A 15893-nucleotide genomic window follows, 5' to 3' on the forward strand; every position below is an offset into this window, starting at 1 on the left:
TTGCCAGGATGGACGGAACGCCCCCACGACGACGAGAGGTTCGGCATGCCCGAAGGACACGTGCTCGAATTCTCCGGGGTCACGAAGCGCTTCGGCGCCGTCACCGCCGTCTCGGGCCTGTCGGCACGCGTCGAACCCGGTGTCGTCACCGGATTCCTGGGACCCAACGGCGCGGGCAAGACCACGAGCCTGCGCATCCTGCTCGGCCTCGTCGGAGCCACGAGCGGCACCGCGACGATCGGAGGCGTGCCGTACGCCGCGCTCGAGCGTCCGCTTCAGAGTGTCGGGGCGGTGCTCGAGGCGTCGAGCTTCCACCCCGGACGCACCGCCGCGAACCACCTGAAGGTGTACGCGCAGGCGGCGGGCCTGCCGGTGCGACGCGTCGAGGAGACCTTGGGGCTCGTGGGCCTCGCGGACGTCGGCGGCCGCAAGGTCGGCGGATTCTCGCTCGGCATGCGCCAGCGCCTGGGTCTGGCGTATGCGCTGCTCGGCGACCCCGGCGTGCTCGTGCTGGACGAGCCCGCGAACGGCCTCGACCCCGAGGGCATCAAGTGGATGCGCGGGTTCCTGCGCGAGCTCGCGCACGAGGGACGCACGGTCTTCATCTCCTCGCACCTGCTCGCCGAAGTGCAGCAGACCGTGGATTCGGTGCTGATCATCGCGCAGGGCCGACTCGTCTATCAGGGCGCGCTGGAGGACCTCGCCGACGCGTCCGAGTACGCCACGGTCGTCGACGCGCCCGATCGGGCCGCGCTCACCCGCGCGCTCGCCGACGCCGGCATCCCGTTCGACGTGCTGCGCTCCGGACTCACCGTGCGGGGCGCGGATGCCGCCGCGATCGGGGCGGTGGCGGCATCCGCGGGAGTGGCCCTCTCGGCGCTGCAGCGCAAGGGTCCCGCGCTCGAGGAGGTGTTCCTCGATCTCGTGAGCGGCGCGCGCGTGCACGCGACGATGGCGGATGCCGCGCCGGAGGCCGTGGCCGTCGCTGCCGCTCCGGCGGTCGCCGAGCCCGAGCCCGAGCTTCCGCCGGTCGCCGAGCCGGAGGCCGGAGTTCCGCCGGTCGCCGAGCCCGAGTCCGCCGCCTCCGCCGAGCCCGCACCGGTGTCGACCGCGATCGCCGTGATCCCGGCGGCACCGGCACCGGCCGGGCCCGATCCCGACGACCTCGATCCCGCCGGAGCGGAAGAGGCGGCTCCGCCCCCGGTGTACCAGGTCGCGGCGACGGGCGTGATCGACATCATCCCGGCGGCCGGGAACCCGGCGACCGACGCGTTCGCCGACGACCGCCCCCTCGACGCGGATGCCGATGTGGAGGCCCTCGGCGAGATCGACGACGAGCTCGAGGCCGCCCCGAACGATCGACCGTGGGAGACGTACGTGAAGACGGATGCCGACCGCGAAGCCGACGCGTTCTTCGCGGCGTTCGATCCTCATGCGGAGGCCGGCGACGATCCGCGCCCGGACGACGAAGGCGGTGCGCAGCGATGAGCGTGTCGGCTCTGGTGCGGTCGGAGACGACGAAGCAGTTCTCCACGTCACTGTGGTGGATCCTTGCGATCGTGCTCGTCGCGTACGTGGGTTTCACCGCGGCGATCCTCGGGTTCGTCTTCGCGGCGTCCTCCAGCGGCAGCCTTCCGGGGAACGCACCGGCGATCCCCGCGGACGGACTCGCGAGCGTGCTCTACAGCACGGCCACGTCAGTGGGCTACGTGTTCCCCCTCTTGATCGGGACGCTCATGGTCACGACCGAGTTCCGGCACAAGACCCTGACTCCGACGTTCCTGGCCACCCCGCGACGCGGGTCGGTGCTCGTCGCGAAGGTGATCGTCGGCATCGGCGTCGGCGTGCTGTTCGGGGCACTGGGCGTCCTCGCGTCGGTCGTACCGGCGGCAGGGCTGCTCGCCGCATACGGCGTGCCGACCGAACTGGGCTCCGCCGCCACGTGGGCGCTGTTCGGCCGCATGATCATCGCGTTCGCGCTCTGGGTCCTCGTCGGCATCGGCGTCGGCGCGCTCGTACGCAACCAGGTCGGTGCGATCGTGGGCGTCCTCGTGTTCACGCAGTTCCTCGAACCCGTCGGACGCGCCGCGGCGGCCTTCGTGGAAGGGCTGTCGGACGTGACCCGGTTCCTGCCGGGAGCCGCGAGCGACGCGCTGGTCGGCGCGAGCGTCTTCACCGCCGCGACCCCCGGTGCCGCGGGTGGCGGGACACTGGAGTGGTGGGTCGGCGGGCTCGTCCTGCTGGGCTACGCCGTGGTGCTCGTCGTGCTCGGACACCTCGTGAGCTGGCGCCGCGACGTCACCTGACCGGATCAGAGCGCGGGCGCAGCCCGCGGCCGGCGCTTCTTCGCCGGTGCGGCCACGCCGCTCTCGGGCTCGGGCAGCACCGGGATCGTGCCGGTCGCGATGTCGACCACGTCGGTCGGCGCACCGTCGCCCACGTCGAGGTTGAGCGCCTGCACGAGCGCGAGTCCGTGGCGCGTCGTCAGGATGATGCGCTGATACTCGGCGCCGCCGCTCAGGTCGATCACCACGCTCGGCCGGTGCCGGCGGATGATCGCGAAGTCGTCGCCGCCCGCAGAGCGCCACGTGCCCATCGCGATGACGCCGCGGACGTGCGTTCCGGGGCTGGGCACGCCTCGCAGCCACGTCCACGCGTCGTCGGTGAGCTGCACCTTCGCGATGGTGGAGCGGTCGATCCGCACATTCCCACGGCGGAATGAGAGTGCCTTCTCAGCGCCCGACAGCACGATCTCGAGCTGCGTCGAGTCGAGCAGGAGCGTCACCATGGCCTCTAGTCTGCCAGCGGCTCCCGGCGCTCACAGAGGGTTTTGCTTACGGACCGGCAACGATCGCGGAGCCCGTCGACGGCGCGCGGTGCAAGACTGGACCGGTGACCTTGCTCGAACCCGCGCGAGCCGCAGACCGCTCCCAGGTCCGCGCCGCCCTCGACCGAGCCTCCGCGGGAATCGCCCTGACCGCCGATGACGCCGAAGCGCTCCTCGGCGCGGGGGGCGCGGAGTTCGAGCGCCTGCTGCAGATCGCCGGGTCCGTCCGCGACGCCGGGCTGGCGGCATCCGATCGGCCCGGCGTGATCACCTACTCGCGCAAGGTCTTCATCCCCCTCACGACGCTGTGCCGCGACCGCTGCCACTACTGCATCTTCGTGGACACGCCCGCGCAGCTGCAGAAGCTGCACAAGCCCACGTACATGTCGGCGGAGCAGGTGCTCACGGTCGCCCGGCAGGGCGCGGCGCTCGGATGCAAGGAGGCCCTCCTCACCCTCGGCGACCGGCCCGAGGACCGGTGGCCCGAGGCCCGCGCCTGGCTCGACGAGCACGGGTACGCCTCGACGCTGGATTACGTCGGCGCGATGGCGCGGCTCATCACGGCCGAGACCGGCTTGCTCGCCCACCTCAACCCCGGTGTCATGACGCGGGACGAGCTGCGGATGCTGCGCCCCACCGCGCCGTCGATGGGCATGATGCTCGAGACGACGTCGCGTCGGCTGTACGAGGAGCCGGGCCAGGTGCACTTCGGCTCGCCGGACAAGGACCCCGACGTGCGGCTCGCCGTGATCGAGGACGCCGGACGGGAGCGCGTGCCGTTCACGACCGGCATCCTGGTCGGCATCGGCGAGACCCTCCGCGACCGCGCCGAATCGCTCGTCGCGATCCGCGACGCGCACGAGCGTCATGCCGTCCAAGGGCAGGGGCATGTGCAGGAGGTGATCGTGCAGAACTTCCGCGCGAAGCCCCGCACCGCGATGCAGTCCGCCCCCGACGCCTCCGTGCGGGAGTATGTCGCCGCGGTCGCGGTCGCCCGGCTCGTCCTGGGTCCCCGCATGCGCGTGCAGGTGCCGCCGAACCTGTCGGATCCCGCCGAGTTCGCGCTCCTCGTCCGCGCCGGAGCCGATGACTGGGGCGGCGTCTCGCCGCTCACGGCCGATCATGTGAACCCCGAGCGGCCCTGGCCGCACCTGTCCGACCTCGAGGCGCGGACCGCCGAGCTCGGGTTCGCGCTGCGCGAGCGGCTGACCGCGCAGCCGGAGTTCGTGCTCGGCGCGCAGACCTGGATCGACGAGGCCCTGCACCCCGCGGTCGCCGCCGTCGCCGACCCCGCGACGGGTCTGGCCGCCCCTGCCGCTCGCGAGAGGGCAGAAACGACCGGTTCTCCCGGCGTGTCGCGTACATTTGTGCCCTCTCGCGGGAGCAGTCGCGGGAGCCGGGACGCGGAGCGCGCGGCGGCCGACCCGCTCGGCCTGGACGACGAGGAATGGGCGCGGCTGCTCGGTGCGACGGGCGCCGAGCTCGACGCGTTGACCGCCACGGCCGATGACGTGCGGCGCTACACCGTCGGCGAGGCGGTGACGCTCGTGGTCAACCGCAACCTGACCTCCAGCGGCTTCCGCAGCACTCCGACGGGCGAACCCGGCACGTTCGGACTCGACGACGTCGCGGCGATCGCGACGGATGCCGCAGACCTCGGTGCCACCGAGATCTGCGTGCAGGGCCTCCTCCCCGACACCGAGGACCCGGCGGCCTACCTGCAGATCGCCCGCGCGATCCGCGACGCCGTCCCCGGCATCCACCTCCACGCCTACCGCCCGCAGGACGTGCGCGACCTCGCCGACCGCGGCGGCCTGGGTCTGGCGGGCGCTCTGGACGCCCTGCGCGAGGCCGGGGTGAACACCGTCCCGGGGACGGGCGTCAAGGTCCTGAGCGAGCGCGTCCGCGCCCTGATCGCGCCGACGGACCTCGAGATCGACCGCTGGGTCGAGGGCGTCACGGCCGCCCACCGGGCGGGCTTCCGCTCGACGAGCGTCCTGTTCTACGGACACGTCGAGAGCGCCGAGGAGCGCATCGCGCACCTGCGGCGCCTGCGCGGGATCCAGGAGGAGACGCGCGGATTCACCGAGTTCGTCCCGATTCCGCTGCCCGGTCCGTTCGGCGGCACACCGCTCGTCGCCGGCCGCTCCGCGTTGGACGAGCACCGCGCGATGGTCGCCGTGTCGCGCCTGCTGCTGAGCGGCAGCATCCCGCACGTCCAGATCCCGTGGACGCGCGTCGGGCGTGACGTTGCGACCACGCTGCTGCGCTCCGGCGGCGACGACCTCGGCGGCACGCTGCTGGACGGCCGCGTGCTGCCCGAAGCGGGCATCGAGCACGGGCTCGAACTGCCGGTGGCGGATGCCGCCCGCCTGGCCGCCGGCATGTTCCGCCCGTTCCGCGTGCGCACGACCGACTACCGCGAACCGGGGCTGCGATGACCGCCACCCGGGTCGAGGTCGCGATCGTCGGGGCGGGCTTCGCCGGTCTCGGCATGGCGATCGCGCTGCGCCGCGCCGGTCGCGAGGACTTCGTCCTCCTCGAGCGCGGCGCCTCGGTCGGCGGCACCTGGCGCGACAACACGTATCCGGGCGTCGCGTGCGACGTGCCGTCGCACCTGTACGGATTCGCCGCGCACCCGAACCCGGACTGGTCCGAGGTCTTCGCGACCGGCCCCGAGATCCGCCGCTACCTGGAGGACGTGGCCGAGCGCGAGCACCTCGGCGAGCGCCTCCGCCTGCAGACGCCGGTGCTCGACGCCCGCTGGGATGCCGAGGCATCGCTCTGGCGGATCCGCACCGGTGGCGCGCAGGAGTCGTTCACCGCCGACGTCCTCGTCCTCGCGTGCGGGCGCCTCACCGAGCCGTCGATCCCGCACGTGGACGGGCTCGAGAGCTTCCCCGGACCCCTCTTCCACTCGGCCCGCTGGGATCACACGGCCGATCTCGCCGACGCGCGCGTGGCTCTCGTGGGCACGGGTGCCAGTGCGATCCAGATCCTGCCCGAGCTCGCCCGCACGGCGGCGCATGTCACGCTCCTCCAACGCACCCCGGCGTGGATCGTGCCGCGCGGCGGCGATTCCTACTCGGACGCCGATCGCGCACGGTTCGCTGCCACCCCGCAGGCGCTCGAAGCGCTGAGGGCCGACCTCTACGCCGAGGGCGAGGCGCGCTTCGCCTCTCGCTCCGGCGACTCCGCAGCCGCGGCCGAGGCCGAGGCCGTGGCACGCGCGCACCTCGAACGGCAGGTCGCCGACCCCGCGCTGCGCGCCGCGCTCACACCCGACTACGCATTCGGCTGCAAGCGCGTGCTGCTCTCGGATGACTTCTATCCGGCAGTGGCATCGGACGCCGTGACACTCGTGCGGGGAGCGCTGTCCGCCGTCGAGGGGTCGACGCTGGTCGCTTCGGACGGCTCCCGGCACGACGTCGATGCACTCGTGCTCGCGACGGGGTTCGCTTCGACCCGCCAGCCGTACGCAGACCTCGTGCGCGGGACGGGCGGCCGGACGCTCGCGGCCCACTGGTCGGAGGGGATGACCTCCTTCGCCTCCACCGTCGTGGCCGGGTTCCCCAACATGTTCGTCCTCAACGGCCCGAACGCCTCGCTCGGCCATTCGTCGTCGGTCCTGATGATCGAGGAGCAGGCGGCCTACGTCAGCCGGGTACTGGACGGGCGCGCGGGACGCACCCTGCACGTGGACCCCGCAGCCGAGCGGACGTACACCGCCGAGATCGCCGAGGCGGCGGCGTCCACGCGGTGGATGACCGGCGGATGCCGCAACTGGTACGTCGACGACCGCTCCGGTCGCCTCACCCTGCTGTGGCCGGGCACCGTCGACGCGTTCCGCGCCCGGCTCGCGCGCGCCGACGGCTCCGAATTCATCACCGCCGACCCCCGAGAGGTGCACGCCCCCGCATCGGGCGCGCCGAGAGGAGCATCATGACCTTCCCCCTGCGTCTGGGCTACAAGGCTTCCGCCGAGCAGTTCGGACCCAACGAGCTCGCCGATTTCGCCGTGCTGGCCGAAGAGGTCGGCTTCGACTCGGTGTTCGTCTCCGACCACCTGCAGCCGTGGATGCACGACGGCGGGCACGCCCCCGCGGCGATCCCGTGGATGGGGGCGGTCGGTGCGCGGACGTCGCGCATCGTGCTGGGCACCTCGGTGCTGACCCCGACGTTCCGCTATCACCCGGGCGTCGTCGCCCAGGCGTTCGCGACGCTCGGCGTGATGTACCCGGGCCGGATCATCCTGGGCGTCGGCACCGGCGAGGCCCTGAACGAAGTGACCCTCGGACTGGACTGGCCCGACCCGCCGGAGCGCTTCCAGCGTCTCAAGGAGTCGATCGGCCTGATCGAGAAGCTGTGGGCCGAGGAGCGGGTCACGTTCGACGGCACCTACTACTCCACGCACGACGCGACGATCTACGACCGCCCGCCCGCGGACCAGAAGGTGCCGATCTACATCGGCGCCTCCGGCCCCGCCGCGACCCGTCTCGCCGGACGCATCGCGGACGGCTACATCACGACGAGCGGAAAGGACCCGGCGCTGTACACCGACACGCTGCTGCCGGCACTCGCGGAGGGCCTGCAGAAGGCCGGGCGCGAGGAGGGCGCGGTCGACACGCTGATCGAGGTGAAGGTCTCGCTGCACCCCGACCCGGAGGTGGCGCTGGAGAAGACCCGCTTCTGGGCCCCGCTCGCGCTGTCGGCGGAGGAGAAGATGGGGATCCACGACCCGATCGAGATGCAGCGCCGCGCGGCGGAGCTGCCGATCGAGCGCGCCGCGTCGCGCTTCATCGTCTCGACCGACCCCGAGGAGCACGTCGAGCGCATCGCGCAGTACGTCGACCTGGGCTTCCGTCACCTGGTCTTCCACGACCCGGGGCACGACCAGGAGGAGTTCCTCCGGATGTACGGCACCGAGGTGCTTCCGCGGCTGCGGGCGCGGTTCGGGGAGTGACCGGGCCCGGCTCCGGCTGGGCGGTCGTCATCCCGGTCAAGCCCGGCGCGGTCGGCAAGTCCCGCCTGCGTCTGGCCGATGTCGACCGGGTCACCCTCGCGCGCGCGATCGCGCTGGACACGATCGCGGCCGCAGCGTCCTGCTCCGAGGTCGCGCAGGTGTTCGTCGTGACCGATGACGGCGCCCTCCCGGCGCTCGCCTTCGACATCCCCGGCCTGCGGTTCGTGCCGGAGGGGAACGGAGCGCTGCGCGGCATCGATGCGGCGGTCGCCGCGGGAGCGGCCGCGGCCGGAGAGGGGATGCCGCGCGCCGCGCTTCTCGGAGACCTCCCCGCCCTGCGCGCCGAGGATCTCGCGACGGCCCTCCGCGACTCCTCGGCGGTACCCCGCGCCGTCGTCGCCGATGAGGAGGGCACCGGGACCACCCTCGTGACGGCAGCGGCCGGCGTCCCGTTCCGCTCGTCGTTCGGCGAAGGGTCCTTCGTGCGCCACGTCGGCCTCGGATGCACGCCCCTGGACGTCGACGAGACCTCGACGCTCCGCCGCGACGTCGACACCGCCGACCAGCTGCTGGACGCGATGACCCTCGGCCTCGGTCCCCGCACCGCCCGGGTGCTGTCGGGCCGATGATCAGATCAGCAGGTAGACCGCGCCGATCACCGTGAAGGCGATCACGAGCCGTTCGAACACCGTCTGATTCAGGCGACCGGCGAGCCAGCGGCCGAACAGGGCACCGCCGATCACGAGCGGGGCGAGCACGAGGTCGACCACGAGCCCCGGCACCGTGATCAGGCCGAGCCCGATCGAGAAGGGCACCTTGCCGATGTTCACGATCGCGAAGAACCACGCGGCCGTGCCGAGGAACTCCTTCACCGGGAAGCGCGCGGCGAGGAAGTACATCGACATCACCGGTCCGGCGGCGTTCGCGACCATCGTGGTGAACCCCCCGATCGTGCCGTAGGTCGCCGCCGCGACGCGGTGCGGACCGGCATCCGACACCTGCGCGCCCATGCGCCGGCGCAGCAGCGTGATCGCGATCACGACGAGCAGGATGACCCCGATCGTCTTCTTCACCCATACGTCATCGGCGAAGAACAGGAACACGACGCCGAGCAGGATGCCGGCGACCACGGCGGGCGCGAGGCGCAGCAGTGCCCGCCAGTTCGTGTGCTTCCGATACGTGAAGACGGCGAAGAGGTCGGCGAGGATCAGCAGCAGCAGGATCGTCCCGGTGGACTGCTTCGCCGGGAGCATCGCCGCGAAGATCGCCACCGCGACGGTCCCCGCTCCCGGGACGGCGGTCTTGGAGAGGCCGATCACGACCGCCGCGACGCCGAGCAGCGCCCACGCGAACCAGGTCAGCTCGAACATCGGCTCGATCAGCTCGTCGCGCGCGCGGCCGCGAGGGCGGCATCCGCGAGGGCCGCCGACGTGGGGAGATCGCGCATCCAGAGCGGCGTGACGACGGGGTGGATGCCGAGCCCCCGCACCGCATCGGCGTCGGCCGCGTCCTCCTCGGCGAGGAGCCACGCATCCAGAACGCCGCCCGCGGCGCGCGCGCCGTAGTGCGCGGCGACCGCGGACGCGGAGGTCTCGACCCCGATCGCGGTCAGGCACACGTCCGCCATGCCGCGAACCACCCGGCCGCCGATGATCGGCGAGACCCCGACGACGCGGGCGGCGGTGGACCGCAGCGCCTCGCGGATGCCGGGGACGGCGAGGATCGGGCCGATCGAGACGACCGGATTCGACGGCGCGAGGACCACGACGTCGGCCTCGGCGATCGCCTCGGCGACGCCCGGTGCCGGCACCGCCGCGGCGATTCCGGGGTTCTCGAACCGCACAGGCGCCAGCGCGGCCCGATGCCGGGTCCACCACTCCTGGAAGTGCATCGTGCGCTCGCCGGGATCGGCGACCGTCACGTACGTGTCGACCTCGGCGTCGGTCATCGGCAGCAGCCGGGCTCCGAGCGGCCAGCGCGCCGACAGGCGGGCGACGACCTCGGTCGGGGTGAGTCCGTCGCGCAGCCACCCGGTGCGGGCGAGGTGCGTGCCGAGGTCCAGGTCGCCGAGCGTGAACCACGGCCACCCGGCGCCCCAGGCCTGCAGCTCGTGATTGACCCGCTCGCTGTCGCCCGCGCGGCCCCACCCGCGCTCGGTGTCGTTCACGCCGGCGAGCGCGTACACGATCGAGTCCACGTCGGGCTGCAGGCGCACGCCCGACAGCCACAGGTCGTCACCGGTGTTCACCACGATCGTGAACGGGGCGGATGCTGCACTCCCGGCATCCGCTCGCCCCTGCAGCGCGGCACGCATGCCGAGGCAGAACCGCGAGCCCCCGACACCGCCGGCGAGGACGACGACGCGGGTCAAGGCGCGAATTCGTCCGCGGCGTGCGGAAGGGTGAAGCGGGCGACCGCATCGATCAGGGCGTCGACGGTCTGCGTGGCGGCGATCACGTCCACGGAGAGCCCGGCGCGACGGGCGTCCTTCGCAGTGCGGGGTCCGATCGCGGCGATGACTGTCGAATCGGGGATCTCGGGGAACTGCAGGCGCACCTGCTCGGCGACCGAGCCGCTCGTGACGAGGATCGCGTTGATGCGGCCGCTGCGGACGTCGTGCCCGATGCGCTCGGTCACCGGGACACCCACCGTGCGATAGGCGACGACGCTGCGGACGCGGTGGCCGGCCTCGACGAGGAGACGGGTCAGGACAGGCTTGGCGATCTCGCTGCGGAGCGTCAGGATGTCGCGCGCCTCCGGCTCGATCGCGATCATCTGCTCGGCCATGCCCGCGGCGGAGTTGTCGCGCTCGGGGACGAGATCGACGCGATACCCGACCGCCTGGAGCGCGGCGGCGGTCGTCTCGCCCACCGCGGCGACCTTCGTCTGGGCCGGGATCGACGCCCGGTGCGCGAACAGGACGTCGACGGTGGTGGCGCTGGTCACCGTGAGCCAGTCGAACGCGCCGGCTTCGAGATCGGCGAGCGCCCGGTCGAGCGACTCCTGGTCGTTCGTCGGCGCGAAGTTGATGAGCGGCGCGACGACGGGAATGGCCCCCTGGTTGCGCAGACTCGCCGCGACACCGTCGCCCCACGGGCCCCCGCGCGGCACCAGCACGCGCCATCCCGCGAGGGGCTTGGGCTGCTGTGGAACGTGGTTCATGGTGTTGGGCTCTCGTGGTGCGCGGTCAGCCGCCCCAAGATCGAGCAACCGACAGACGAATTCAGACCTCGGGTCTTGTGGTCAACGCCGTCGGCAGCATTCGCACCATTGCACTGCCTGACCGTTCGAGCATACTCCGGGCGGTGGTCGGCCGCGCCGGCGCACGACGCGAAGGGCCTGATCAGCGGGCGTAGAGGCGTACGGCTGCCCAGACGATCAGGCCGACCGCCGCGGCTCCGGCCACGACCGCGGCCGTCGCGGCACCCGGATTCTTGCGCGAGAACGCCCGGGCCTTCACGACACCGCGATCCGTGGCCAGCGCGACCCGCTTGGGGACGTTGGCCTTCTCCTCGATCGCGGCGAGCGCGGCCTTCAGCTCGGCGCGGGCCTGTTCGACCGGGTCGGTGATGCCGATCGGGACTGCGGTGCGCGGCACGGCGACCGTCGCGCGCGATACGGGAACGGGAGAGTCAGAGCTCATCGCGCACCTCCTGGACGTCCTGGACGATGGATTGCACCGGGTTCTGCGAGCGCGCGACCTTGCGGAAGCGCCGGATGCCGAGCAGCACGAACAGCGCCGTCCCGAGCAGCAGCGACACGAGCACGATGAGGGCGGACAGCCAGTACGGCATCCAGCTGCCGAGGCCGATGATCGCGAAGGCGACCATGACGCCGAGCGCCCAGAACAGGAGGAAGATCGCGACGGCGAGCCAGGCCGCGCCGATGCCCGCGTCTTTCGACGTCCGGCGCACCCACGCCTTGCCGGCGTCGACCTCGGCGATCACGAGATTGCGGATGAGCTCCGGGATCTCGCCGATCAGGGTGAACAGGCTGTCGTCGTTCCGGTCGCGGTAACCCCGCGGAGTCGTCATGATCAGGCTCCGCTGCGGGAGTCGCCTGCGGCCTTCGCGATGTCGTCGAACGCGTCGTCGGCGGCGTCCTTCACCGCTTTCGTGCTCTTCTCGGCGGCTCGGCTGACATCGTCGACCTGTGCGCGACCGGTCTTGATCGCCGAATCGAGCTTCTGGCCGGGCGTGCCCTTCGAGGTGGCCGCCTTCGTGACCTTGACCGCGCTGTCCCAGAGAGTGCTCGGCAGCGCCATCGCCGTGGACTTGGTGAACTCCTTCACCTTCGTGACCTGTTCCTGCACGGGATCGAGGTTCCAGACCTTCTCGGCCTGCGCCTTGATCTGCTCGTAGCGCTCGCGACCCGCGCGAGTGCCGAGCACGTAGCCTGCGGCGAGTCCGATGACCAGCCCTACTTTGCCCCTCATGGGGTCTCCTCACGGTGGATGGATCCTTGGATGACTGCGACCAGGCTATCGCCGTATGCCGATTCCGACATCCGGTGGTCATCCGAAGGGCCCTGTGATAGGTCGGCGGCCCCGGGCGTCTCGCCGTTTGCCAGACTGGACGCGTGAGCATCGACGGGCGCGACACCGCGAGCGGGCCGTTCTCGGCCATGCTCGTCGTCGACCTGCCGATCGCCAAGCTCGACGCCCTCGACGTCATCGCGTTCGTCGCCGACAGCACGGTCGAGAACGCACAGACGGCCTTCCCGCGGGTGCCGCTCGAGCCGAACGCGTGGGCGGAGGTGCAGATCCCGAAGTTCGGCGATCCGCCGCCGTTCGCCGTCGACGTGTGCTCGGACGTCTCACCCGCGCACGCGGCCGCAGCGGCCGCGCGGCTGGCCGAAGCGCTCGAGCGGGTCGGCTGGTCGGTGCGGCTTCCCCGGCCCGGCGAGGCCTGACCGGCGTCAGGTGAGGGGTCGCTCGTCCGGGGATCCCCACAGCGCGGTGCGCCGCACGCGCTCCGCTTCGTGCGCGGCATCCGGAACGACCTGCGCGAGCCCCGTCCCCGCGAGCCACGCGCCGACGACGGCGAGTCCGTCCACCCCGTGGATCGCCGAACGCGCCGCCTCGGTGCGCTCGGCGTGCCCGAGCGCGGAGACAGGGTCGGGCTGGCGGTAGCGCCCGCGATGCGACGCCAGGAGCGCGTCGCCGTCCAGTGCGACGCCGCGCGCGGCCGAGACCTGCGCGAGGGCGAGGGCGGCCGCGGCGCGGTCATCGAGGTCCGCCGTCGCCGGACGCGTACCGGGCCCGCCGAACGAGACCTTGAGCACGTGGACGTCGGGGCCGGTCTGCATCCACGGCCAGCGCGCGGTCGAATCGGTGACGGATGCCGCACCCTCGCGACCCGGAACCGAGTAGACCGCCGTCGCGATCGGAGCAGCTGTCAGGGCGGGCGAGCGGACCACGAGCGTGACGACCTCGAGCTCGGTCGTGGCCGGCTCGGCGAGCTCCGGGACGAGCGCGCCGAGGAGGCGGTGCGCGTCGGCGGCGCCCGTGGCGACCACGATCTGGTCGGCGGGCCCGACGGGATCGTCGTCCTCTCCCGCGTCGGTCTCGATGATCCACTGCCCGGCAGCGCGCTGCACGCCGAGCACCCGGGTGCCCGTGCCGATGCGCACCTCGAGGGCGCGCAACCGCTCCTCCAGGGCGTCCACGAGCCGGCTCATGCCCCCGTCCAGGCTCTCGAGCCCGGCATCCGCGGGCCGGCCCTTCTTCGCAGCGCTCGCCCGGTCGGCGCGCAGCTGCATCACGGCACCGGCGAGGGATCCCGTGCGGGTGAGGGCGGCGTTCAGGCCCGGGACGACCGCTTCGACGTCGACGTCGTCGGGGTCGATCGCGAACCCGCCGACGCTCAACGGCGCGACGATCCGCTCCAGGACGGCCTCGCCCATGCGGGTGCGCACGAGCTTCCCGAGGCTGCGCTCCTGCCCGATCGTCAGCGGGGGCCGGACGCGGTCGAGGTAGGCGCGCCACGCTCCGCGCCACCCGATGATGCGGCGGACGCTCTCGTCCCACGGGTTCTCCGGGATGCCGCGCAGCGTCGCCCCCGGCACCGGGGCGGCGCCGTCCGGCAGTCCCGCGATCCACTCCGCGCGCGGGGCGGTGGGCACGACGGCCCCGCCGAGACCGAGCTCGTCGACGAGGCGGCGGACGGCTCCGCCGCGGGTGGCCCACCCCTCGGCGCCCAGGTCGACGCGGACACCCGCGAGCTCGTGCGTGCGGATCGCGCCGCCGAGCGCCGTGTCCTCCTCGAGGAGCGTGACGCGGATGCCGACCTTCGCGCATTCGAGCGCGGCGACGAGTCCGCCGATCCCGCCGCCGATCACGACGACGTGGGAGTCGTGCGCGTGCGCGGCGAGGTCGTCCAGGGCTGAGGTGTCGGCATCCACCCCTCTATCTTCGACGCTGGCCTCTCCTCCGTGAAACGACATCTGCACGTCGAGACGGTGGGGTTCACCCATGGTCTCGACGTGCAGAAGTCGTCTCAGCGTCAGGCGACGCGGCCGTCGTGCAGCTCGACCACCCGATCGGCGCGCTGCACGAGCAGCGGATCGTGCGTGGAGACCACGGCGGCGATGCCCTGGCTGTGGACGAGGTCGCCGATCAGGTCCATCACGGTCGCCGCGGTCCGGGAATCCAGCTGCCCGGTCGGCTCGTCGGCGATCAGCACGCGGGGCCGCGCGACGATCGCGCGGGCGATGCCGACGCGCTGCTGCTGACCTCCGGAGAGCTCCCCTGGGCGCTGGGCGGCGTGATCGGCGAGCCCGACCAGCGCGAGGGCCTCCGCGACCCGCGCGTCGCGCTCCGCGGCCGCGACGCGGGCGATCCGCAGCGGGAGCTCGACGTTCTCGGAAGCCGACAGGACCGGGATGAGCCCGAAGGACTGGAAGACGAAGCCGAGCTGCTCGCGGCGCAGCAACGCGAGGGCGTCCTCGTCGAGCGCCGTCGCCTCGGTCCCACCGATCCAGACCCGGCCCGAGGTCGGCCGGTCCAGGCCGCCGAGAAGGTTCAGCAGAGTGGTCTTGCCGGCGCCGGAGGCCCCGCGGATCACGACGAGCTCGCCGGGATCTGCCGCGATGTCGATGTCGACGCACGCGTGCACCTCGCCGGCCGACGTCGAGAACGTGCGGGTGAGCGCCTCCGCGCGCACAGCGGTCATGACGCGTCCTCGTCGTCGCTCGTCCGCGGTGCCGGCCGGACGGCGACGTGGTCGGGTTCGAGCGCGAGGCGGACACGCTCGCGGAGGTCGAGGGCCTGTACGAAGTCGTCGGGCAGCTGCAGCCGGCCCACGCGATCGAGCACGGCGTACTCCTCGGCCACGTGCTCCTCCGCACCGTCCGCGTCGACCCGGGTCGAGCGCAGGACTTCGGTCGAAGTGCGCCCGTCGCGGATCTGCACGGTGCGTGCGACGTGCTCGGACACGCTCGGGTCGTGCGTGACGATGAGCGTCGTCACCCCCAGTTCGCGGTTGACCGCCCGCATCGACTCGAGCACGTGCGCGGTCGTGGCGTCGTCGAGCTCGCCGGTCGGCTCGTCCGCGAGCAGGACGCGCGGATTGTTCGCGATCCCGACAGCGATCGCGACGCGCTGCTGCTCGCCGCCGGACATCTCGGCCGGCCGGCGCCCGGCGCAGTGCGTGACCTCGAGGAGGTCGAGGAGCTCGGCCACGCGCGCGCGGCGCGCGGCGGCGCCCTTCGGCGCGCCCGTGATCGCCAGCGCCGCGGCGACGTTCTCGCTCGCGTCCAGATACGGCAGGAGGTTGCGCGAGGTCTGCTGCCACACGAATCCGACGCTCCGGCGGCGGAAGACGACCCGCTCCTTATCCGTCATCGTGAGCAGATCGTGTCCGGCGACCCACGCGACGCCCGCGGTGGGCTGGTCGAGGCTCGAGAGGATCGACAGGAGCGTCGACTTGCCCGACCCCGAGGCGCCGACGACCGCGACGAGCTCGCCCGGGTCGACCCGCAGGTTGAGTCCCTGCAGCGCCTGCACCTCGACGCCCTGGCCCGTCCCGGTGAGCACCTTGAAGATGCGCACCAGATCGACGCACAGGATGTCGGCTCCCGAATCGGTGACGGCGTGTGCCATGGT

17 protein-coding genes are annotated in these 15893 nt (G+C 72.5%); 7 read left to right on the forward strand and 10 right to left on the reverse strand.

The window, feature by feature from the left end; translation table 11 throughout:
• The first annotated feature begins 45 nt into the window (after nt 1-45).
• Both ABD197_RS15915 and ABD197_RS15920 read left to right on the forward strand, forming a co-directional pair.
• A complete protein-coding gene (locus tag ABD197_RS15915) occupies nt 46-1488 on the forward strand; it encodes an ABC transporter ATP-binding protein (protein ID WP_344055960.1) in 1443 nt (480 codons plus the stop codon).
• Entirely contained in the window at nt 1485-2306 is an 822-nt protein-coding gene (locus tag ABD197_RS15920) for an ABC transporter permease (protein ID WP_344055961.1), read from the forward strand. Before ABD197_RS15915 ends, ABD197_RS15920 begins: the two co-directional genes overlap by 4 nt.
• A gap of 5 nt (nt 2307-2311) precedes the next feature.
• Here ABD197_RS15920 and ABD197_RS15925 read toward each other — a convergent pair whose 3' ends face one another.
• Entirely contained in the window at nt 2312-2788 is a 477-nt protein-coding gene (locus tag ABD197_RS15925) for a hypothetical protein (protein WP_344055962.1), read from the reverse strand.
• 104 nt (nt 2789-2892) lie between these two features.
• On the opposite strand from ABD197_RS15925, the gene cofG reads away from it, so the two are divergent.
• The 4 genes from cofG to cofC are packed head-to-tail and all read left to right on the forward strand — an operon-like array spanning nt 2893 to nt 8418.
• Nucleotides 2893-5268, forward strand: a complete 2376-nt coding sequence (cofG, locus tag ABD197_RS15930) for a 7,8-didemethyl-8-hydroxy-5-deazariboflavin synthase CofG (RefSeq protein WP_344055963.1) — start codon at nt 2893-2895, stop codon at nt 5266-5268.
• Entirely contained in the window at nt 5265-6773 is a 1509-nt protein-coding gene (locus ABD197_RS15935; protein ID WP_344055964.1) for a flavin-containing monooxygenase, read from the forward strand. The genes cofG and ABD197_RS15935 overlap by 4 nt, the downstream gene beginning before the upstream one ends.
• Nucleotides 6770-7789, forward strand: a complete 1020-nt coding sequence (gene fgd / locus ABD197_RS15940; RefSeq protein ID WP_344055965.1) for a glucose-6-phosphate dehydrogenase (coenzyme-F420) — start codon at nt 6770-6772, stop codon at nt 7787-7789. Before ABD197_RS15935 ends, fgd begins: the two co-directional genes overlap by 4 nt.
• Complete coding sequence (gene cofC, locus ABD197_RS15945; RefSeq protein ID WP_344055966.1) at nt 7786-8418, forward strand: 2-phospho-L-lactate guanylyltransferase; 633 nt, start codon at nt 7786-7788, stop codon at nt 8416-8418. The genes fgd and cofC overlap by 4 nt, the downstream gene beginning before the upstream one ends.
• Here the strand turns inward: cofC and ABD197_RS15950 are convergent, their stop codons facing one another.
• The 6 genes from ABD197_RS15950 to ABD197_RS15975 all read right to left on the reverse strand — a co-directional run bounded on the left by ABD197_RS15950 (nt 8419) and on the right by ABD197_RS15975 (nt 12224).
• Nucleotides 8419-9159: a sulfite exporter TauE/SafE family protein gene (locus ABD197_RS15950; protein ID WP_344055967.1), complete on the reverse strand. Its 741-nt coding sequence runs from the start codon at nt 9157-9159 to the stop codon at nt 8419-8421.
• Between the two features lie 8 nt (nt 9160-9167).
• A complete protein-coding gene (cofD, locus tag ABD197_RS15955; RefSeq protein WP_344055968.1) occupies nt 9168-10160 on the reverse strand; it encodes a 2-phospho-L-lactate transferase in 993 nt (330 codons plus the stop codon).
• Nucleotides 10157-10951 carry a uroporphyrinogen-III synthase gene (locus ABD197_RS15960; protein ID WP_344055969.1) on the reverse strand — a complete coding sequence of 265 codons (795 nt, stop codon included), beginning with the start codon at nt 10949-10951 and terminating at the stop codon, nt 10157-10159. The genes cofD and ABD197_RS15960 overlap by 4 nt, the downstream gene beginning before the upstream one ends.
• A gap of 181 nt (nt 10952-11132) precedes the next feature.
• Complete coding sequence (locus ABD197_RS15965; RefSeq protein ID WP_344055970.1) at nt 11133-11432, reverse strand: hypothetical protein; 300 nt, start codon at nt 11430-11432, stop codon at nt 11133-11135.
• Nucleotides 11422-11823: a phage holin family protein gene (locus ABD197_RS15970; protein WP_344055971.1), complete on the reverse strand. Its 402-nt coding sequence runs from the start codon at nt 11821-11823 to the stop codon at nt 11422-11424. The genes ABD197_RS15965 and ABD197_RS15970 overlap by 11 nt, the downstream gene beginning before the upstream one ends.
• Before the next feature lie 2 nt (nt 11824-11825).
• The gene (locus tag ABD197_RS15975; protein ID WP_344055972.1) at nt 11826-12224 is read right to left on the reverse strand and encodes a hypothetical protein; all 399 of its coding nucleotides are present in this window, start codon (nt 12222-12224) and stop codon (nt 11826-11828) included.
• A gap of 143 nt (nt 12225-12367) precedes the next feature.
• Here ABD197_RS15975 and ABD197_RS15980 point away from each other — a divergent pair, with 143 nt between their 5' ends.
• The gene (locus ABD197_RS15980) at nt 12368-12700 is read left to right on the forward strand and encodes a hypothetical protein (protein ID WP_344055973.1); all 333 of its coding nucleotides are present in this window, start codon (nt 12368-12370) and stop codon (nt 12698-12700) included.
• A 6-nt stretch (nt 12701-12706) separates the two neighbouring features.
• Here the strand turns inward: ABD197_RS15980 and ABD197_RS15985 are convergent, their stop codons facing one another.
• The 3 genes from ABD197_RS15985 to ABD197_RS15995 all read right to left on the reverse strand — a co-directional run bounded on the left by ABD197_RS15985 (nt 12707) and on the right by ABD197_RS15995 (nt 15890).
• A complete protein-coding gene (locus ABD197_RS15985; protein WP_344055974.1) occupies nt 12707-14191 on the reverse strand; it encodes a protoporphyrinogen/coproporphyrinogen oxidase in 1485 nt (494 codons plus the stop codon).
• Between the two features lie 101 nt (nt 14192-14292).
• On the reverse strand, nt 14293-14961 hold the full coding sequence (locus tag ABD197_RS15990; RefSeq protein WP_344055975.1) for an ABC transporter ATP-binding protein: 669 nt from the start codon (nt 14959-14961) through the stop codon (nt 14293-14295).
• A complete protein-coding gene (locus ABD197_RS15995) occupies nt 14958-15890 on the reverse strand; it encodes an ABC transporter ATP-binding protein (RefSeq protein ID WP_344055976.1) in 933 nt (310 codons plus the stop codon). The genes ABD197_RS15990 and ABD197_RS15995 overlap by 4 nt, the downstream gene beginning before the upstream one ends.
• Between the last annotated feature and the right edge of the window lie 3 nt (nt 15891-15893).

It is taken from the genome of Microbacterium lacus (genome assembly GCF_039531105.1).
GTDB lineage: Bacteria > Actinomycetota > Actinomycetes > Actinomycetales > Microbacteriaceae > Microbacterium > Microbacterium lacus.